The following is a 16,403-nucleotide window of genomic DNA, read 5'->3' as shown; positions in this document are numbered from 1 at the left end:
TAACTCACTCTTTCTAGTCATTTAATTATATTTACTAGAATTAATTAAACATAGTTATTTTTGTAAGTTACACAGATTACTAAACATTACCATTAAAAATAAAAAAGGATGTCCGTTTATTATGAAAAAAGATTTTTTTTGATTATCATTATTTAGTGCTATGTATATAATTTTTACAATAGGTTGTATAATTGCTGCTGCATGTATGGTTGTTAAAAACCCTATTAATGATTATCAAAAACTATCTAATACATTTGGTTATATAATATTAGGTTTTGGTATTGTATTTGGATTTACTTCTATTTTGTTTTTTTGCATAGCTTATATAGTAAAAAATAATAAATTACATAATCAAAATAATATTTCTTCACAATCTTAAATAATGTATAATTATATTACTTACATAAGTAAGTATATGAAATAAAAAAGTTCTGAATATTATGTTATTAGGTTGGCACCTAATTAAAAAGTTACCTTATTGGTAACTTTTTTTGTTTACATTTTTGGTAAAATTGGTTTATATGCACTTGTTGAAGGTTGATTTTGTAAATCAGTAGAATTTATTTCTTTTTTTATTTTTTCTATTTCTATATATTTATTTGATTTTCTAATATACAATTCATTTATTTTTTTAATATTTTTCAATATATTTTCTTTTCTTTTTCAAAGAAAATTTATTTTCTGTTCCATTATTTTATTTTTATTGATTTTTCCAAAAGTGAATATTTTTAATATTGAAAAATAAATTTTTTTAAAATTATTAGGTTTTAATTTATTCATTTTTGTATCAATATCAATAATTATATTTACGGCTTCATCAACTTTTTCTTTAATAAATTCAGAAGCAAATTGATTTTTATTATTAATTATTTTTTCTAATTTATCATTAATTAATTTTTCTTTTTTTAAATATTCAAAAATCATTTTTATTTTTCCTTTCAAAATAAAAACTCATTTACTTTGAAATAAAGTAATGAGTTAAAAACTTATATTAAGTTTGGACATATTCCGTAATTAAATTTAATTAATTGTCAATAAAATTGTTTTAAAACTATTTAGTGTTATTGAATATAGAAATAAATATTTTTTGAAAAAATAGTTTAAAAAATGAGTTTACATTTTAAACAAAAAATTGTTAATAATATTTTTATATTAACTCGATAAAAATTTAAATTTTAAAAAAATATTTTTAATATTTTTTTTATTTTAATGGTTTTATTTTATTAAAAATTTCACAAAGTAAGTTAAATCTTAAGTACATAAGTCTAAATTTAGATTTTCTACATTTATTTACTAAAATTTTGAATCTTTTCAATCAAGCAAAGACATGTTCAACTTTAATTCTAATTTTAGATACAATCTTATTGTATTTTCTTTCTTGTTTAGTTAATTTTTTATTTTTAGTTCTTTTAATTGGTATTATTGTATTTTTATAAATATTTTGTATACCTTGATATCCTAAATCACCAATAATTATTGTTTTTTCTGAAAATTCAAGATTTGAATTTTTTAATATTTGAAAATCATGCACTTTACCATTATCAGCAAAAATATCAACAATTTTTTTATTAAAAAAATCATATACAATTTGAAATTTTATAGAATACATTCAACTTTTACCAGAAAAATATTCTAACTGTAGTTTTTTTTAGTTGGTCTTTCAATTTCAATCTCAGTTGAATCAATTAAATAAAATTGAAATTCATTTGAATTTTCTTGTTTTTTATCAATTTTTAATTTATATCTTTCTTTTAAAAATTGGTAATCTTTGTGGTTACTAAGTTTATTTTCTACTCAAGTAATATTTCGAAAATAACTTGATGGGCTCATTTTAGATTTAATACTCATTTGAAAAAAAGTATAATATTCTTTTCAGTATAATAAAGTCATCATTAATCTTTCTTCTACTGAAAGTTTATTTTTTTGACCTTTATTTTTTTCTAATTTTTCTATTTCAATTAATTTTTCTAACATTTCATTAAAATGAAAACGTTTTATACCAAAATATCTATAAAATTCTTCATTTTTTAATTTTTTTAAATTTTCAAAAATCATTTTTATCAACACTTTTCTAAATTTATTGTTAATAACAAAATTATAAAATAAATTTTAAAATTATTAATTGACTTTTAAAAAATTTAATTACGGAATATGTCTTTTGTATTTTTTATATCATAAATATTTATTAAATATGTATAATTTAATTAAATATGTTCTTTTTTGTGATGTGCAGTTATTTCATTTAAAGTTTTACTTAAATTTATATAATTATTAATAATTTTATTTAATACTTGTTGTTCAGTTGTATTTAATTTATGACTTATTTCATTAGTAAATTCTATAATTTTTTGTTCAATTTCTTTAGTCATTATTTACTCCTTATTTATAATTTAATCTTTCTTTTTCTGTTTCTGGAAAATGATTATAATTATGCATTAATTGATTATCTGGTGCAATAAATACTTGTATTTCATCATCATCAAAATCTACTTTATATGATAATACTTTTCAATCTGCTAAATTTAAATCAAATAATCTGTTATCATCAATAGCACAATAATTACCATTTCATGAAAAATATATTTCTTTATTTTTCGTGTAGATTATAAATCTATTATATTTATCACTATATTTTAAAAAGTCTCATAAATTCATTATTTACTCCTTTTCTTTTAATTTTTGTTTTTTATTTTTATATACTTTTAATCTTAATTTTCAATCACAATATCAACAACCATATTCACCTTTTGGAATATAATTTTTATTTTTTCTTTTCATAATCATTTTTTATTTCTTTTACTTTATTTTTAAATTGTTTTTTATGAAAATAACACATATTAAAAAATTGAACAGCACTATCTTCAATATTTCCAATTTTTAAAGTAACTAATACTTTACTATTACAATCTTTAACAATACATTTAAGTAATACTTTTTCTTGTTTTTGTTTTTGCATTATTTTACTTCCTTATTTGTTTTTATCAGTTCTCTTATAACATCTAATAAGGAATCTACTACATAAGAATTTAATTCAAATTCATAATTTCTAATTTTAATTTTTTCCTTTTTCATTATTTATTCTCCTTATTTAAATAATATCAACCAATTAATAAACTATCTGCTTCATCATGATTTGATATAGTTATATTTCAATTTTGTTCTTGAATTACTTGTTTTGCTAATTTAATTGATATTTCTTTAGTTCATTTAATTAAAAAATTATCATCAATATTAAAATTTAATCTATATCAACTTTTTCATTTACTTGGACTAATAAGCATATCTTTTGTTAATAATTTATTAAATTGTCCAGCAATAAAACCACGTAAATGTTCTTGTGTTTCATAACCAATACCATTTTTACTATGAAAAGTACCACGTTCAATAATTAAATTTAAATGTTCATAAAAAATATTAATTCGTAAATTTCGTAAATAATAATATTCATATAAAACATCAGTTATATTTATAAAATCTTTATTTTTATTTTTAAAACTACAACTTTTTACTAATACTGGTTTTTTATTTTCTCATAATGTAAATCCAGTATTTTTAATACTTGGGTCAATTGAAAGTAAATAATTATTCATTAGACTTCTTGCAAAACTATGATATTAATCACATTTTTTAAGTTTAAAAATTTATTTTAATAACACTTTTAATATTTTTTAAAAATTATTGTTCAAAATATGTTTTATTTTTTGTCATTAAAATACAACAAAAATTATTATTTCAAATAAAAAAATAAAATATTAAATTATCAAATATATTTAAATTAATAATTGTAAATTATAAATTGAAGCTATTAAATTAAATCTTAATGCAAATTTTTTTCTTCTATTTTGATATTTTTCACTAATAATTTTAAATTTTTTAAGAATCGCAAAAACATGTTCAATAACAACTCTCATTTTTGAAATAGCCTTATTATTTTTCTTTTCTTCTTTAGTTAAAGGGTTTTTCTTTGATTTTCGTTTAGGTAATAAGACATTTTTATGTATGTTTTGTATACCTTGATATCCTAAATCTACTAAAATAGTTGTTTCTGATAAAAATTTCGTTTTTGAATTTTTTAAAATTTTAAAATCATGATTTTTACCATAAGAAAAATAAGAACTTATAATTTTTTTACTATCTTTTTCAATTATGACTTGAGTTTTTATTGTATGTTTTTTCTTTTTTCCTGAATAATATTGTTTTTGACTTTTTTTGGGCGTTGAATAGTACTTTCAGTCACATCAATGATAACTGTTTTATCTTTAAAATTATTATTTAACAGTGATTTTTGCCCATCAAGTTGTTGAAAATCAGGATGTTTTATTAAAGTATTTTCTATTCACTTGATATTCCTATAGCAACTACTTTCACTAATTCCATAACTTTTAGCAATATGAAAATAAGTTCGATACTCTCTTCAATATTCTAAAGTCATTAATAAACGATTTTCTAATGATAATTTATTAGGTGTACCACCATTTTTAAACTTTTTTTACTTCTTCTGTCTTTAAAATTTCTAGAATTTTATTAAAAATAATATCATTTATACCAGTTAATCTTAATAATTCTGGATTGTTAATAGTTTTTAATTTATCAAACATCATAGATTACCTATCTTTTTTATTTTTAATTTTATTTTAAAAATTAAATTTTTAATAGATAGGTTTTGCAAGAAGTCTAATGAAAAATTACTTAAAAATAAAAAATATATTGAAATACAAGAAATATTAAAAATTATAGAAAGAGAGAATTAATTATGCTTAATTTAAAAGAAAATAATGAAAATAAACCTAATTATTTAATGGAGAATAAAATATTTGGTTCATGTGATATTTGTCATAAAAGTTCATCATTTGCAAATAGAACTTGTAATAAATGTTTTTATAAATTAATAGGTGAAAAAAATGAAATGTAATATTCATAATGAAAAATATATTTGATTTAGTGAAATAGATAATAGTTATTATTGTAATAAATGTATTGATGAAATGATTGAAAACGATATGTTTTTAACATCAAATAATTGAGCTTCTTTATATGAATATTATATTAATGAATTACAATTAGAAAATTTTAAAGGAGAATATTAAAAATGAAATATGCTTATTTATTAAAATAGACTTCTTGCAAAACCTATCTATTAAAAATTTAATTTTTAAAATAAAATTAAAAATAAAAAAGATAGGTAATCTATGGACATATTCCGTAATTAAATTTAATTAATTGTCAATAAAATTGTTTTAAAACTATTTAGTGTTATTGAATATAGAAATAAATATTTTTTGAAAAAATAGTTTAAAAAATGAGTTTACATTTTAAACAAAAAATTGTTAATAATATTTTTATATTAACTCGATAAAAATTTAAATTTTAAAAAAATATTTTTAATATTTTTTTTATTTTAATGGTTTTATTTTATTAAAAATTTCACAAAGTAAGTTAAATCTTAAGTACATAAGTCTAAATTTAGATTTTCTACATTTATTTACTAAAATTTTGAATCTTTTCAATCAAGCAAAGACATGTTCAACTTTAATTCTAATTTTAGATACAATCTTATTGTATTTTCTTTCTTGTTTAGTTAATTTTTTATTTTTAGTTCTTTTAATTGGTATTATTGTATTTTTATAAATATTTTGTATACCTTGATATCCTAAATCACCAATAATTATTGTTTTTTCTGAAAATTCAAGATTTGAATTTTTTAATATTTGAAAATCATGCACTTTACCATTATCAGCAAAAATATCAACAATTTTTTTATTAAAAAAATCATATACAATTTGAAATTTTATAGAATACATTCAACTTTTACCAGAAAAATATTCTAACTGTAGTTTTTTTTAGTTGGTCTTTCAATTTCAATCTCAGTTGAATCAATTAAATAAAATTGAAATTCATTTGAATTTTGTTGTTTTTTATCAATTTTTAATTTATATCTTTCTTTTAAAAATTGGTAATCTTTGTGGTTACTAAGTTTATTTTCTACTCAAGTAATATTTCGAAAACAACTTGATGGGCTCATTTTAGATTTAATACTCATTTGAAAAAAAGTATAATATTCTTTTCAGTATAATAAAGTCATCATTAATCTTTCTTCTACTGAAAGTTTATTTTTTCGACCTTTATTTTTTTCTAATTTTTCTATTTCAATTAATTTTTCTAACATTTCATTAAAATGAAAACGTTTTATACCAAAATATCTATAAAATTCTTCATTTTTTAATTTTTTTAAATTTTCAAAAATCATTTTTATCAACACTTTTCTAAATTTATTGTTAATAACAAAATTATAAAATAAATTTTAAAATTATTAATTGACTTTTAAAAAATTTAATTACGGAATATGTCTTATGATGTTTGATAAATTAAAAACTATTAACAATCCAGAATTATTAAGATTAACTGGTATAAATGATATTATTTTTAATAAAATTCTAGAAATTTTAAAGACAGAAGAAGTAAAAAAGTTTAAAAATGGTGGTACACCTAATAAATTATCATTAGAAAATCGTTTATTAATGACTTTAGAATATTGAAGAGAGTATCGAACTTATTTTCATATTGCTAAAAGTTATGGAATTAGTGAAAGTAGTTGCTATAGGAATATCAAGTGAATAGAAAATACTTTAATAAAACATCCTGATTTTCAACAACTTGATGGGCAAAAATCACTGTTAAATAATAATTTTAAAGATAAAACAGTTATCATTGATGTGACTGAAAGTACTATTCAACGCCCAAAAAAAGTCAAAAACAATATTATTCAGGAAAAAAGAAAAAACATACAATAAAAACTCAAGTCATAATTGAAAAAGATAGTAAAAAAATTATAAGTTCTTATTTTTCTTATGGTAAAAATCATGATTTTAAAATTTTAAAAAATTCAAAAACGAAATTTTTATCAGAAACAACTATTTTAGTAGATTTAGGATATCAAGGTATACAAAACATACATAAAAATGTCTTATTACCTAAACGAAAATCAAAGAAAAACCCTTTAACTAAAGAAGAAAAGAAAAATAATAAGGCTATTTCAAAAATGAGAGTTGTTATTGAACATGTTTTTGCGATTCTTAAAAAATTTAAAATTATTAGTGAAAAATATCGAAATAGAAGAAAAAAATTTGCATTAAGATTTAATTTAATAGCTTCAATTTATAATTTACAATTATTAATTTAAATATATTTGATAATTTAATATTTTATTTTTTTATTTGAAATAATAATTTTTGTTGTATTTTAATGACAAAAAATAAAACATATTTTGAACAATAATTTTTAAAAAATATTAAAAGTGTTATTAAAATAAATTTTTAAACTTAAAAAATGTGATTAATATCATAGTTTTGCAAGAAATCTATTACATAAATTTTTAATTAATTCTATTTTTTCAACATTTAATAACATATTAATTTCCTTTAATACTTTAAATAAAATATTTTTTATTATGAGTATTTATATCTTTCATTGGTGTAACAATATAATTAATCGCTAAATCATTATCTTTATATGGATTATTTATTTTAAAACTTTTCATATCTTGTTCTCATGTAATGTTATATTTAAAACATTTTTGATTTTTATCATTTGTAAAAATATAATAACCATTATATTGTTCATTAAGTTTTTCATCACAAGCTATTAATTCATTTTCATTTGTAGTAATATCTGAAATATTTTTTATATATTTTAAAATTTCACTACCTTTAATACTTTCAATATTTTTTGTAATTGATTTTTTACCTAATTTATAGAGGCTTTTATGTAATCTGTGTATCTTTGTTTTACAAAGTACTAGTTTAGATTAATTCTATCTTCAAATTTTATCATAAAATGAGCAATTGCTGTATTTCAATTTTGAATGGGCATTGTTCATTTTTTTGTTATATTTTCAATTGCTAAATAAAATATTTTAAAAACTGCCATATCATTAGGAAAAACTTTTTTATTTCTGATAACTTTTCGTAATTGACTATTTACAGATTCAATAGCATTTGTTGTATAAATAACTCTTTTGATTTCTGTAGGATAACTAATAAAAACCATTAAATTATCTCAATTTTTATATCAAGATTTAGCAATTTGAGGATATTGTTTATTTCACTTATTTTCAAAGGATTCTAAAGCCTGCATTGCTTGTTCTTCACTACATGCAGTATAAATTGGTTTTAAATCTGCAACTAGAGATTTTCTATGCTTATATGAGACATATTTCAAACTATTTCTAATTTGATGAACTATGCATAATTGATGTTCTGTTTTAAGATAAACTGATTGTATTGCTTCTGACATGCCTGTTAAATTATCACTGCAGGCAATAAGAATATCATTTAAGCCACGATTTTTCATTTCTGTTAAATTTGCTAATCAAAATTTAGCACCTTCATTTTCACTAATTCATAAACCTAAAACATCTTTTTTACCTTCTAAATCAACTCCTAAAGCTATATAAACTGATTTATTAATAATCCTTTTATCTTGTCGTACTTTCACTACTATGCAATCAAAATAAACAATCGGATAGACACTTTCTAATGGTCGATTTTGCCATGCTTTTACATCATCAATAACATCATCAGTAATTTGACTAATAACACTTTCACTAATATCAGCACCATGATATAACTCTTGTAATTGCATTCTAATATCTGATAATGTCATACCTTTTGCATATAAAGAAAGAACTTGTTGATCAAAACCATCAAATCTTCTTTAGACATATTCTGTAATTAAATTTTTTAAAAGTCAATTAATAATTTTAAAATTTATTTTATAATTTTGTTATTAACAATAAATTTAGAAAAGTGTTGATAAAAATGATTTTTGAAAATTTAAAAAAATTAAAAAATGAAGAATTTTATAGATATTTTGGTATAAAACGTTTTCATTTTAATGAAATGTTAGAAAAATTAATTGAAATAGAAAAATTAGAAAAAATAAAGGTCGAAAAAATAAACTTTCAGTAGAAGAAAGATTAATGATGACTTTATTATACTGAAAAGAATATTATACTTTTTTTCAAATGAGTATTAAATCTAAAATGAGCCCATCAAGTTGTTTTCGAAATATTACTTGAGTAGAAAATAAACTTAGTAACCACAAAGATTACCAATTTTTAAAAGAAAGATATAAATTAAAAATTGATAAAAAACAACAAAATTCAAATGAATTTCAATTTTATTTAATTGATTCAACTGAGATTGAAATTGAAAGACCAACTAAAAAAAACTACAGTTAGAATATTTTTCTGGTAAAAGTTGAATGTATTCTATAAAATTTCAAATTGTATATGATTTTTTTAATAAAAAAATTGTTGATATTTTTGCTGATAATGGTAAAGTGCATGATTTTCAAATATTAAAAAATTCAAATCTTGAATTTTCAGAAAAAACAATAATTATTGGTGATTTAGGATATCAAGGTATACAAAATATTTATAAAAATACAATAATACCAATTAAAAGAACTAAAAATAAAAAATTAACTAAACAAGAAAGAAAATACAATAAGATTGTATCTAAAATTAGAATTAAAGTTGAACATGTCTTTGCTTGATTGAAAAGATTCAAAATTTTAGTAAATAAATGTAGAAAATCTAAATTTAGACTTATGTACTTAAGATTTAACTTACTTTGTGAAATTTTTAATAAAATAAAACCATTAAAATAAAAAAAATATTAAAAATATTTTTTTAAAATTTAAATTTTTATCGAGTTAATATAAAAATATTATTAACAATTTTTTGTTTAAAATGTAAACTCATTTTTTAAACTATTTTTTCAAAAAATATTTATTTCTATATTCAATAACACTAAATAGTTTTAAAACAATTTTATTGACAATTAATTAAATTTAATTACGGAATATGTCCTTTGTCTTTTTGCAACTATTACAGGATTAAAATTACTATTGCGATCTCGTGGTACATCAATCTCAATTTTACCTTGTTGAGTTATTATTTTTTTTGAACTTATACCATTACGAGCATTGTCACTATTACTATGTTGATTCTTATCATATCCTAAATAATTTTGCATCTCAGAATTCAACATTTTTTCTACTAATCTTTTTGTTAATTCTTTATACAATCCTCCCTCTTTAAAAACTGTTGTTAAATCTTCAGTATTTTCTAATAATAAATCTACTGCTTTTGATATTGGATCATTATTATTAATATTTTGCTTTTTAGCCATCTGTAACTCACTCTTTCTAGTCATTTAATTATATTTACTAGAATTAATTAAACATAGTTATTTTTGTAAGTTACACAGATTACTAAACATTACCAATTTATAATTAAAATCTTCAATTATTTTTAATGTTATTTTTTTATTATTTTGATTAATAATAGTATCTTTAATTGGAAATCATGTTTCATATTCACCAATTTCTAATAACATACCTTTAGTTGTTTCTCTTACTTTATTTTTAATATCTAAATTAACATTAATCATTACGAATTCTTTCTATGTATAAGCCTTATCACCTACAGTGATAAAAGGCTTATATACTACTAACTAATACTTCTACTATTATACGTAAGGCTTATGCTACTGTAAGTAGCATAAGCCTTGGAGGATAGGGGTTCTAGGGGAATGGAACCAAAAAATATCAAGTTTTAAAAGAGCAACACAAAAATTACTATTAGTTATATCTGCACTATAGCCTTTAATAATTTTTATTTAGTTATGTAATAGACTTCTTGCAAAACCTATCTATTAAAAATTAAATTTTTAATAGATAGGTTTTGCAAGAAGTCTAATATATAAAATTCTAGTAATACTATAATAATAAAAAAATATTAGATAATAGTAATTAAAAAAAGAGTCTGAGACTCTTTTTTTAATTACTATTAACGTTTTGAAAACTGCGGTGCTTTTCTGGCTGCTTTTAAACCATATTTTTTACGTTCTTTTTTACGTGCATCACGAGTTAATAATCCAAATTGTCTTAATAATACTCGATAATCTTCTGACACCTTAACTAAAACATTAGATAAAGCTAAACGTGCTGCACCAGCTTGACCAGTTCTTCCGCCACCTTCAACTTTGATATTAATTTCAAAGTTTTCTAACGTATTAGTTACTTTTAAAGGTAATAACATATCTTGAACTAAGATTTCTTGTTCTAAATATTTTAAAGGCTCAAAACCATTAATTAATATTTTTGATTGACCAGTATTTTTTAAATGAACACGGGCAGTTGACGTTTTACGTCCGCCTGAACTTGAATAAGTTACGGGTTTATTAGATGTTGTCATAAAAGTCTACTCCTCTTGGCCTAATATTAAAACTTCGGGGTTTTGGGCTTGATGTTGATGTTGATCATGGTTATAAACATGAAGATGTGTAAATTGCTTACGACCTAAGGTAGTATTTGGTAGCATACCTTTAATCGCTATCTCTACTAATTCAGAAGCATCTTTAGCAATCATACTTTGTGCATTACGTACACGTAATCCACCAGGATATTGTGAATGGTTATAATACTTCTTATCTTGTAATTTATTACCTGTTAATTTAATTTTGTTTGCATTAATAATAATGATATAATCTCCACAATCTAAATGTGGTGTAAATGAAGGTTTATTTTTACCACGCAATATCATTGCAACTTTAGTTGCAAGGCGTCCTAAAATTAAACCACTGGCATCAATAACATATCACTTTTTTTCAATGTTACTGAAATTCATTGTTGTTTGACGCATTTTTTTCTCCTTACAGTGTAATTTTTACCGGGACTACATTGCTTAAAGCATTAATAATTATATAGAAACTTATTTAAAAAAACAAGTATTATCAAAGATTTAATAATTATTTTTACATAAAATTATGGATTACAAAATAAATAATTAAAAGTTATAACTAACTCTTATAAAAATATTTATTTTTTAAAAATATAGTATTATTTTCTAAAAAAGAATTACAAACTATTGAAGAATATGAAGAAAATGAAAACAATAAATTAAAAACTAAAAATAAATTAAAAGGAGAATAAATAACCATGAAAAATTTAATAAAACTAATGACAACATGTTCTTTATTAATGACAAACATAGGACATATTCCGTAATTAAATTTAATTAATTGTCAATAAAATTGTTTTAAAACTATTTAGTGTTATTGAATATAGAAATAAATATTTTTTGAAAAAATAGTTTAAAAAATGAGTTTACATTTTAAACAAAAAATTGTTAATAATATTTTTATATTAACTCGATAAAAATTTAAATTTTAAAAAAATATTTTTAATATTTTTTTTATTTTAATGGTTTTATTTTATTAAAAATTTCACAAAGTAAGTTAAATCTTAAGTACATAAGTCTAAATTTAGATTTTCTACATTTATTTACTAAAATTTTGAATCTTTTCAATCAAGCAAAGACATGTTCAACTTTAATTCTAATTTTAGATACAATCTTATTGTATTTTCTTTCTTGTTTAGTTAATTTTTTATTTTTAGTTCTTTTAATTGGTATTATTGTATTTTTATAAATATTTTGTATACCTTGATATCCTAAATCACCAATAATTATTGTTTTTTCTGAAAATTCAAGATTTGAATTTTTTAATATTTGAAAATCATGCACTTTACCATTATCAGCAAAAATATCAACAATTTTTTTATTAAAAAAATCATATACAATTTGAAATTTTATAGAATACATTCAACTTTTACCAGAAAAATATTCTAACTGTAGTTTTTTTTAGTTGGTCTTTCAATTTCAATCTCAGTTGAATCAATTAAATAAAATTGAAATTCATTTGAATTTTCTTGTTTTTTATCAATTTTTAATTTATATCTTTCTTTTAAAAATTGGTAATCTTTGTGGTTACTAAGTTTATTTTCTACTCAAGTAATATTTCGAAAACAACTTGATGGGCTCATTTTAGATTTAATACTCATTTGAAAAAAAGTATAATATTCTTTTCAGTATAATAAAGTCATCATTAATCTTTCTTCTACTGAAAGTTTATTTTTTCGACCTTTATTTTTTTCTAATTTTTCTATTTCAATTAATTTTTCTAACATTTCATTAAAATGAAAACGTTTTATACCAAAATATCTATAAAATTCTTCATTTTTTAATTTTTTTAAATTTTCAAAAATCATTTTTATCAACACTTTTCTAAATTTATTGTTAATAACAAAATTATAAAATAAATTTTAAAATTATTAATTGACTTTTAAAAAATTTAATTACGGAATATGTCTGGAATATAACGATAATCAATAACATCTTCATGTAAAATATCTGAAACATCTGGTAAACGTAATAAATCTTTAATATAAGGCAATCATGCATTCATAGGTGAACCAACAATAGGAGAAGCAAAAGGATCAAAGCGATTAGCAGGATCATATGTATTTTTTTCATCATTAGTATCAACAGAAAGACTATGAACTGAACCTAAATTATCAGAATAAATTCAATTAATACCAAATTGACCATTTTGATTAGGATTTAATAGTCGTGCTAAAGTAGGGTCTTGTGCTTTAGCTCTAGCTAAAATATCAGTACCTTTACCAAGACCTGGTGTATTATTATCTAATAATGATGTTAATGATGCTTTAATCTTACCATCAGTATCATTTTTAAGATTATCAATTATAAAAGCAAGGGAGCGAATACCCTCCATACTACTTCGAATATAATCTAATAACTGACCAATATCTGAATAAATATAAAATGTATTTTCTTTGGCAGAAGTAAGTTCTTTTAAAACTGAATCATTTTTAACATCAAAAACAAGTTCTGGGCGATGAGTAACAGAATTATTAACAGCTTTAATAGCAGAAAAAACATCACTAGTTAATAATCTTTTATCTCTTTTTGTTCAAGTAGTAGCTTTGTCATCTTTCTTTTCGGTTGCTAATAAATCATTACCATCTTTATCAACAATATAAGAATAACCACGTCGTGATACACTGTGAACAAAAGTAGAAATATCAACTCCCGCATCTTTACTCAACGCTAAATTATACTTATTATTATTATTGCTAGTAATGCTTTCAATATAAACGTTACTAGTACCTAAAGGGTCAACTCTGTCTTTTAATAAATTAATAACATCTTTTTGTTTACCTTTACCCTCATATTGAACTTGTGTTTGATAACCACCAGCAAACTCAATACTTAATTTACTATTATTTTCAACATATTTAGCACTAAACACTACTGAAATTATTATTGCAGAAACAATAATTATTAAACTAAAAATCCTTAAAAAAAATCCAAGATTTTTAGTTTTTCTTGTCCTAGAAGAAGTGTTCATATTTCTTCACTCCTAAATCATTTTATTTGTATAAACATAGATTGTATATTATTTAAGGACTATATAAGAATACCAACATTCGTTATAAATAACAATTGTTTTACAGTAATATCAAAAATAATTATTTTCTAAATCAAATTATATTATTATTAATATACTCTTTACCAATAATTGTTATTTTACGACCCTTAGTTGTCTTAATAATTAAACCACAATGAATAAGTCAAGGTTCATAATGAATTTCAAGATTTTTTCTTTCTTCATTCAAAAGTTGACAAATAGTTTCAATACTCAAACTTTTATCTAAATTTACATTATTAAACAATGCTAAATATGCCAATTGTAAACTATTTAAACCTAAAGGATAAATTTGCAAAAAAAATAAAATTTGCAAAATATTAGTTTCATTTAAATCTACATTCATAACAACACAATAATTATACAATTGTTTAATGATGTTAATAATGAGTCGCGGAATATTACGACAATGATTAGCAATAATATTTATTATATTATTTTCTAATTTTCAATTTAAACTTAAAGAAACTTGTGAAATAATACTTTTAATATCCTGATAATTATAATCAGATAATTGTAAAATATTAGGAATACGACTTATCAACGCTTTAGTTAAGATTCCTACTTTATTAGTAGCACCAATAAATGTAAAAGAGGGTAAATTAATTTTAACAATTTTATTATTATAATCTTTACCAATCATAATATTAATAAAATTACCTTCTAATGCAGAATATAATACTTCTAATATTTCATAGTTAACAACATGAATTTCATCAATAAAAACTATATCAGATTGTTTGATATTTGCTAAAATACTAATAATATCGCTAGTTTTATTAATGCTTGTTCCTTCTAAACTATGAAAATTTACTTGCAATTCTTCTGCTATTAATCGTGCAATAGTTGTTTTTCCAATACCAGGAGGACCAATTAATAAAATATGACTTAAAGCAATATTTTGAATTTTACTACCTTTGATTAAAATTAGAATACGTTCAATAACATTATTTTGTCCAACAAAATTATTAAAACTACTAATACCCATATTTTATTTCCTTAATAGCTAATGCAATAATTTCTTCAACTTCCAAATCTCAATTAATATTTCTTAATAAAAAATTATTAATTACTATTGAACTAAAACCTAATTTTAATAATAGACTTCTTGCAAAACCTATCTATTAAAAATTTAATTTTTAAAATAAAATTAAAAATAAAAAAGATAGGTAATCTATGATGTTTGATAAATTAAAAACTATTAACAATCCAGAATTATTAAGATTAACTGGTATAAATGATATTATTTTTAATAAAATTCTAAAAATTTTAAAGACAGAAGAAGTAAAAAAGTTTAAAAATGGTGGTACACCTAATAAATTATCATTAGAAAATCGTTTATTAATGACTTTAGAATATTGAAGAGAGTATCGAACTTATTTTCATATTGCTAAAAGTTATGGAATTAGTGAAAGTAGTTGCTATAGGAATATCAAGTGAATAGAAAATACTTTAATAAAACATCCTGATTTTCAACAACTTGATGGGCAAAAATCACTGTTAAATAATAATTTTAAAGATAAAACAGTTATCATTGATGTGACTGAAAGTACTATTCAACGCCCAAAAAAAGTCAAAAACAATATTATTCAGGAAAAAAGAAAAAACATACAATAAAAACTCAAGTCATAATTGAAAAAGATAGTAAAAAAATTATAAGTTCTTATTTTTCTTATGGTAAAAATCATGATTTTAAAATTTTAAAAAATTCAAAAACGAAATTTTTATCAGAAACAACTATTTTAGTAGATTTAGGATATCAAGGTATACAAAACATACATAAAAATGTCTTATTACCTAAACGAAAATCAAAGAAAAACCCTTTAACTAAAGAAGAAAAGAAAAATAATAAGGCTATTTCAAAAATGAGAGTTGTTATTGAACATGTTTTTGCGATTCTTAAAAAATTTAAAATTATTAGTGAAAAATATCGAAATAGAAGAAAAAAATTTGCATTAAGATTTAATTTAATAGCTTCAATTTATAATTTACAATTATTAATTTAAATATATTTGATAATTTAATATTTTATTTTTTTATTTGAAATAA

General features: G+C 20.3%; 23 protein-coding genes and 4 pseudogenes. 8 read left to right on the top strand and 19 right to left on the bottom strand.

The annotated features are described in order from the left end of the window. The first annotated feature begins 121 nt into the window (after positions 1-121). Entirely contained in the window at positions 122-379 is a 258-nt protein-coding gene (locus AACL24_RS13025; protein WP_339047209.1) for a hypothetical protein, read from the top strand. Between the two features lie 116 nt (positions 380-495). Here AACL24_RS13025 and AACL24_RS13020 read toward each other — a convergent pair whose 3' ends face one another. From AACL24_RS13020 to AACL24_RS12985, 8 genes and pseudogenes are all read right to left on the bottom strand, one after another. Further along, a complete protein-coding gene (locus tag AACL24_RS13020) occupies positions 496-924 on the bottom strand; it encodes a hypothetical protein (RefSeq protein ID WP_339047207.1) in 429 nt (142 codons plus the stop codon). A 277-nt stretch (positions 925-1,201) separates the two neighbouring features. Next, entirely contained in the window at positions 1,202-1,609 is a 408-nt protein-coding gene (locus AACL24_RS13015; RefSeq protein ID WP_339045908.1) for a transposase family protein, read from the bottom strand. Between the two features lie 23 nt (positions 1,610-1,632). Next, positions 1,633-2,055, bottom strand: a complete 423-nt coding sequence (locus tag AACL24_RS13010) for a transposase family protein (RefSeq protein WP_339047205.1) — start codon at positions 2,053-2,055, stop codon at positions 1,633-1,635. A 149-nt stretch (positions 2,056-2,204) separates the two neighbouring features. Then, entirely contained in the window at positions 2,205-2,369 is a 165-nt protein-coding gene (locus AACL24_RS13005) for a hypothetical protein (protein WP_339047203.1), read from the bottom strand. Positions 2,370-2,379: 10 nt separating this feature from the next. After that, positions 2,380-2,655: a hypothetical protein gene (locus AACL24_RS13000; protein WP_339047201.1), complete on the bottom strand. Its 276-nt coding sequence runs from the start codon at positions 2,653-2,655 to the stop codon at positions 2,380-2,382. A gap of 106 nt (positions 2,656-2,761) precedes the next feature. Next, complete coding sequence (locus tag AACL24_RS12995; protein WP_339047199.1) at positions 2,762-2,956, bottom strand: hypothetical protein; 195 nt, start codon at positions 2,954-2,956, stop codon at positions 2,762-2,764. Between the two features lie 115 nt (positions 2,957-3,071). Continuing rightward, a complete protein-coding gene (locus AACL24_RS12990; protein WP_339047197.1) occupies positions 3,072-3,590 on the bottom strand; it encodes a hypothetical protein in 519 nt (172 codons plus the stop codon). A gap of 180 nt (positions 3,591-3,770) precedes the next feature. Beyond that, positions 3,771-4,601: pseudogene (locus AACL24_RS12985) on the bottom strand (IS5 family transposase). Positions 4,602-4,753: 152 nt separating this feature from the next. On the opposite strand from AACL24_RS12985, the gene AACL24_RS12980 reads away from it, so the two are divergent. After that, complete coding sequence (locus AACL24_RS12980) at positions 4,754-4,912, top strand: hypothetical protein (protein ID WP_339047196.1); 159 nt, start codon at positions 4,754-4,756, stop codon at positions 4,910-4,912. Further along, entirely contained in the window at positions 4,902-5,087 is a 186-nt protein-coding gene (locus tag AACL24_RS12975; protein ID WP_339047195.1) for a hypothetical protein, read from the top strand. The genes AACL24_RS12980 and AACL24_RS12975 overlap by 11 nt, the downstream gene beginning before the upstream one ends. 306 nt (positions 5,088-5,393) lie before the next feature. Here the strand turns inward: AACL24_RS12975 and AACL24_RS12970 are convergent, their stop codons facing one another. Continuing rightward, positions 5,394-5,801, bottom strand: coding sequence for a transposase family protein (locus AACL24_RS12970; RefSeq protein ID WP_339045908.1), 408 nt, complete (start codon positions 5,799-5,801; stop codon positions 5,394-5,396). 23 nt (positions 5,802-5,824) lie between these two features. Next, positions 5,825-6,247 (bottom strand): transposase family protein, encoded by a 423-nt coding sequence (locus AACL24_RS12965; protein ID WP_339047134.1) that lies wholly within the window; start codon positions 6,245-6,247, stop codon positions 5,825-5,827. 103 nt (positions 6,248-6,350) lie between these two features. Between AACL24_RS12965 and AACL24_RS12960 the strand changes: the two genes are divergently transcribed. Then, a protein-coding gene (locus AACL24_RS12960; RefSeq protein WP_339045885.1) for an IS5 family transposase occupies positions 6,351-7,180 on the top strand; the annotation gives its coding sequence in 2 pieces (ribosomal slippage) (positions 6,351-6,747 and positions 6,747-7,180; 831 coding nt in all). 614 nt (positions 7,181-7,794) lie between these two features. On the opposite strand, the pseudogene AACL24_RS12955 reads toward AACL24_RS12960, so the two are convergent. After that, positions 7,795-8,709 (bottom strand): annotated as a pseudogene (locus AACL24_RS12955) (IS256 family transposase); the annotation flags it as partial. A 107-nt stretch (positions 8,710-8,816) separates the two neighbouring features. Between AACL24_RS12955 and AACL24_RS12950 the strand changes: the two are divergent. The 3 genes from AACL24_RS12950 to AACL24_RS12940 are packed head-to-tail and all read left to right on the top strand — an operon-like array spanning position 8,817 to position 9,669. Then, on the top strand, positions 8,817-8,966 hold the full coding sequence (locus AACL24_RS12950) for a hypothetical protein (RefSeq protein WP_339047194.1): 150 nt from the start codon (positions 8,817-8,819) through the stop codon (positions 8,964-8,966). 11 nt (positions 8,967-8,977) lie between these two features. After that, positions 8,978-9,238, top strand: a complete 261-nt coding sequence (locus AACL24_RS12945; RefSeq protein ID WP_339047192.1) for a hypothetical protein — start codon at positions 8,978-8,980, stop codon at positions 9,236-9,238. A gap of 23 nt (positions 9,239-9,261) precedes the next feature. Next, the gene (locus tag AACL24_RS12940; protein WP_339045908.1) at positions 9,262-9,669 is read left to right on the top strand and encodes a transposase family protein; all 408 of its coding nucleotides are present in this window, start codon (positions 9,262-9,264) and stop codon (positions 9,667-9,669) included. Between the two features lie 194 nt (positions 9,670-9,863). Here AACL24_RS12940 and AACL24_RS12935 read toward each other — a convergent pair. The 8 genes and pseudogenes from AACL24_RS12935 to AACL24_RS12900 all read right to left on the bottom strand — a co-directional run. Then, positions 9,864-10,193 (bottom strand): annotated as a pseudogene (locus AACL24_RS12935) (transposase); the annotation flags it as partial. Between the two features lie 57 nt (positions 10,194-10,250). Beyond that, positions 10,251-10,454: a hypothetical protein gene (locus AACL24_RS12930; protein WP_339047188.1), complete on the bottom strand. Its 204-nt coding sequence runs from the start codon at positions 10,452-10,454 to the stop codon at positions 10,251-10,253. Positions 10,455-10,852: 398 nt separating this feature from the next. Then, positions 10,853-11,260, bottom strand: coding sequence for a 30S ribosomal protein S9 (gene rpsI, locus AACL24_RS12925; protein WP_252319874.1), 408 nt, complete (start codon positions 11,258-11,260; stop codon positions 10,853-10,855). A 6-nt stretch (positions 11,261-11,266) separates the two neighbouring features. Beyond that, positions 11,267-11,707: a 50S ribosomal protein L13 gene (rplM, locus tag AACL24_RS12920; RefSeq protein WP_252319876.1), complete on the bottom strand. Its 441-nt coding sequence runs from the start codon at positions 11,705-11,707 to the stop codon at positions 11,267-11,269. Positions 11,708-12,259: 552 nt separating this feature from the next. Beyond that, the gene (locus tag AACL24_RS12915) at positions 12,260-12,667 is read right to left on the bottom strand and encodes a transposase family protein (RefSeq protein WP_339045908.1); all 408 of its coding nucleotides are present in this window, start codon (positions 12,665-12,667) and stop codon (positions 12,260-12,262) included. Positions 12,668-12,690: 23 nt separating this feature from the next. Further along, complete coding sequence (locus tag AACL24_RS12910; RefSeq protein ID WP_339045912.1) at positions 12,691-13,113, bottom strand: transposase family protein; 423 nt, start codon at positions 13,111-13,113, stop codon at positions 12,691-12,693. 101 nt (positions 13,114-13,214) lie between these two features. Further along, positions 13,215-14,276 (bottom strand): annotated as a pseudogene (locus AACL24_RS12905) (protein translocase subunit SecDF); the annotation flags it as partial. A gap of 121 nt (positions 14,277-14,397) precedes the next feature. After that, complete coding sequence (locus AACL24_RS12900; protein ID WP_339047184.1) at positions 14,398-15,342, bottom strand: AAA family ATPase; 945 nt, start codon at positions 15,340-15,342, stop codon at positions 14,398-14,400. 188 nt (positions 15,343-15,530) lie between these two features. Here AACL24_RS12900 and AACL24_RS12895 point away from each other — a divergent pair. Continuing rightward, positions 15,531-16,360 (top strand): IS5 family transposase gene (locus AACL24_RS12895; protein WP_339046819.1). Its coding sequence is split into 2 segments (ribosomal slippage): positions 15,531-15,927 and positions 15,927-16,360, totalling 831 coding nucleotides; the frame shifts between segments, so codons are not numbered across the junction. Positions 16,361-16,403: the final 43 nt, after the last annotated feature.

This window comes from Spiroplasma endosymbiont of Colias croceus (assembly GCF_964020095.1).
Classification (GTDB): Bacteria; Bacillota_I; Bacilli_A; order Mycoplasmatales; family VBWQ01; genus Spiroplasma_E.
This window is presented reverse-complemented; position numbering and strand designations above follow the sequence as displayed.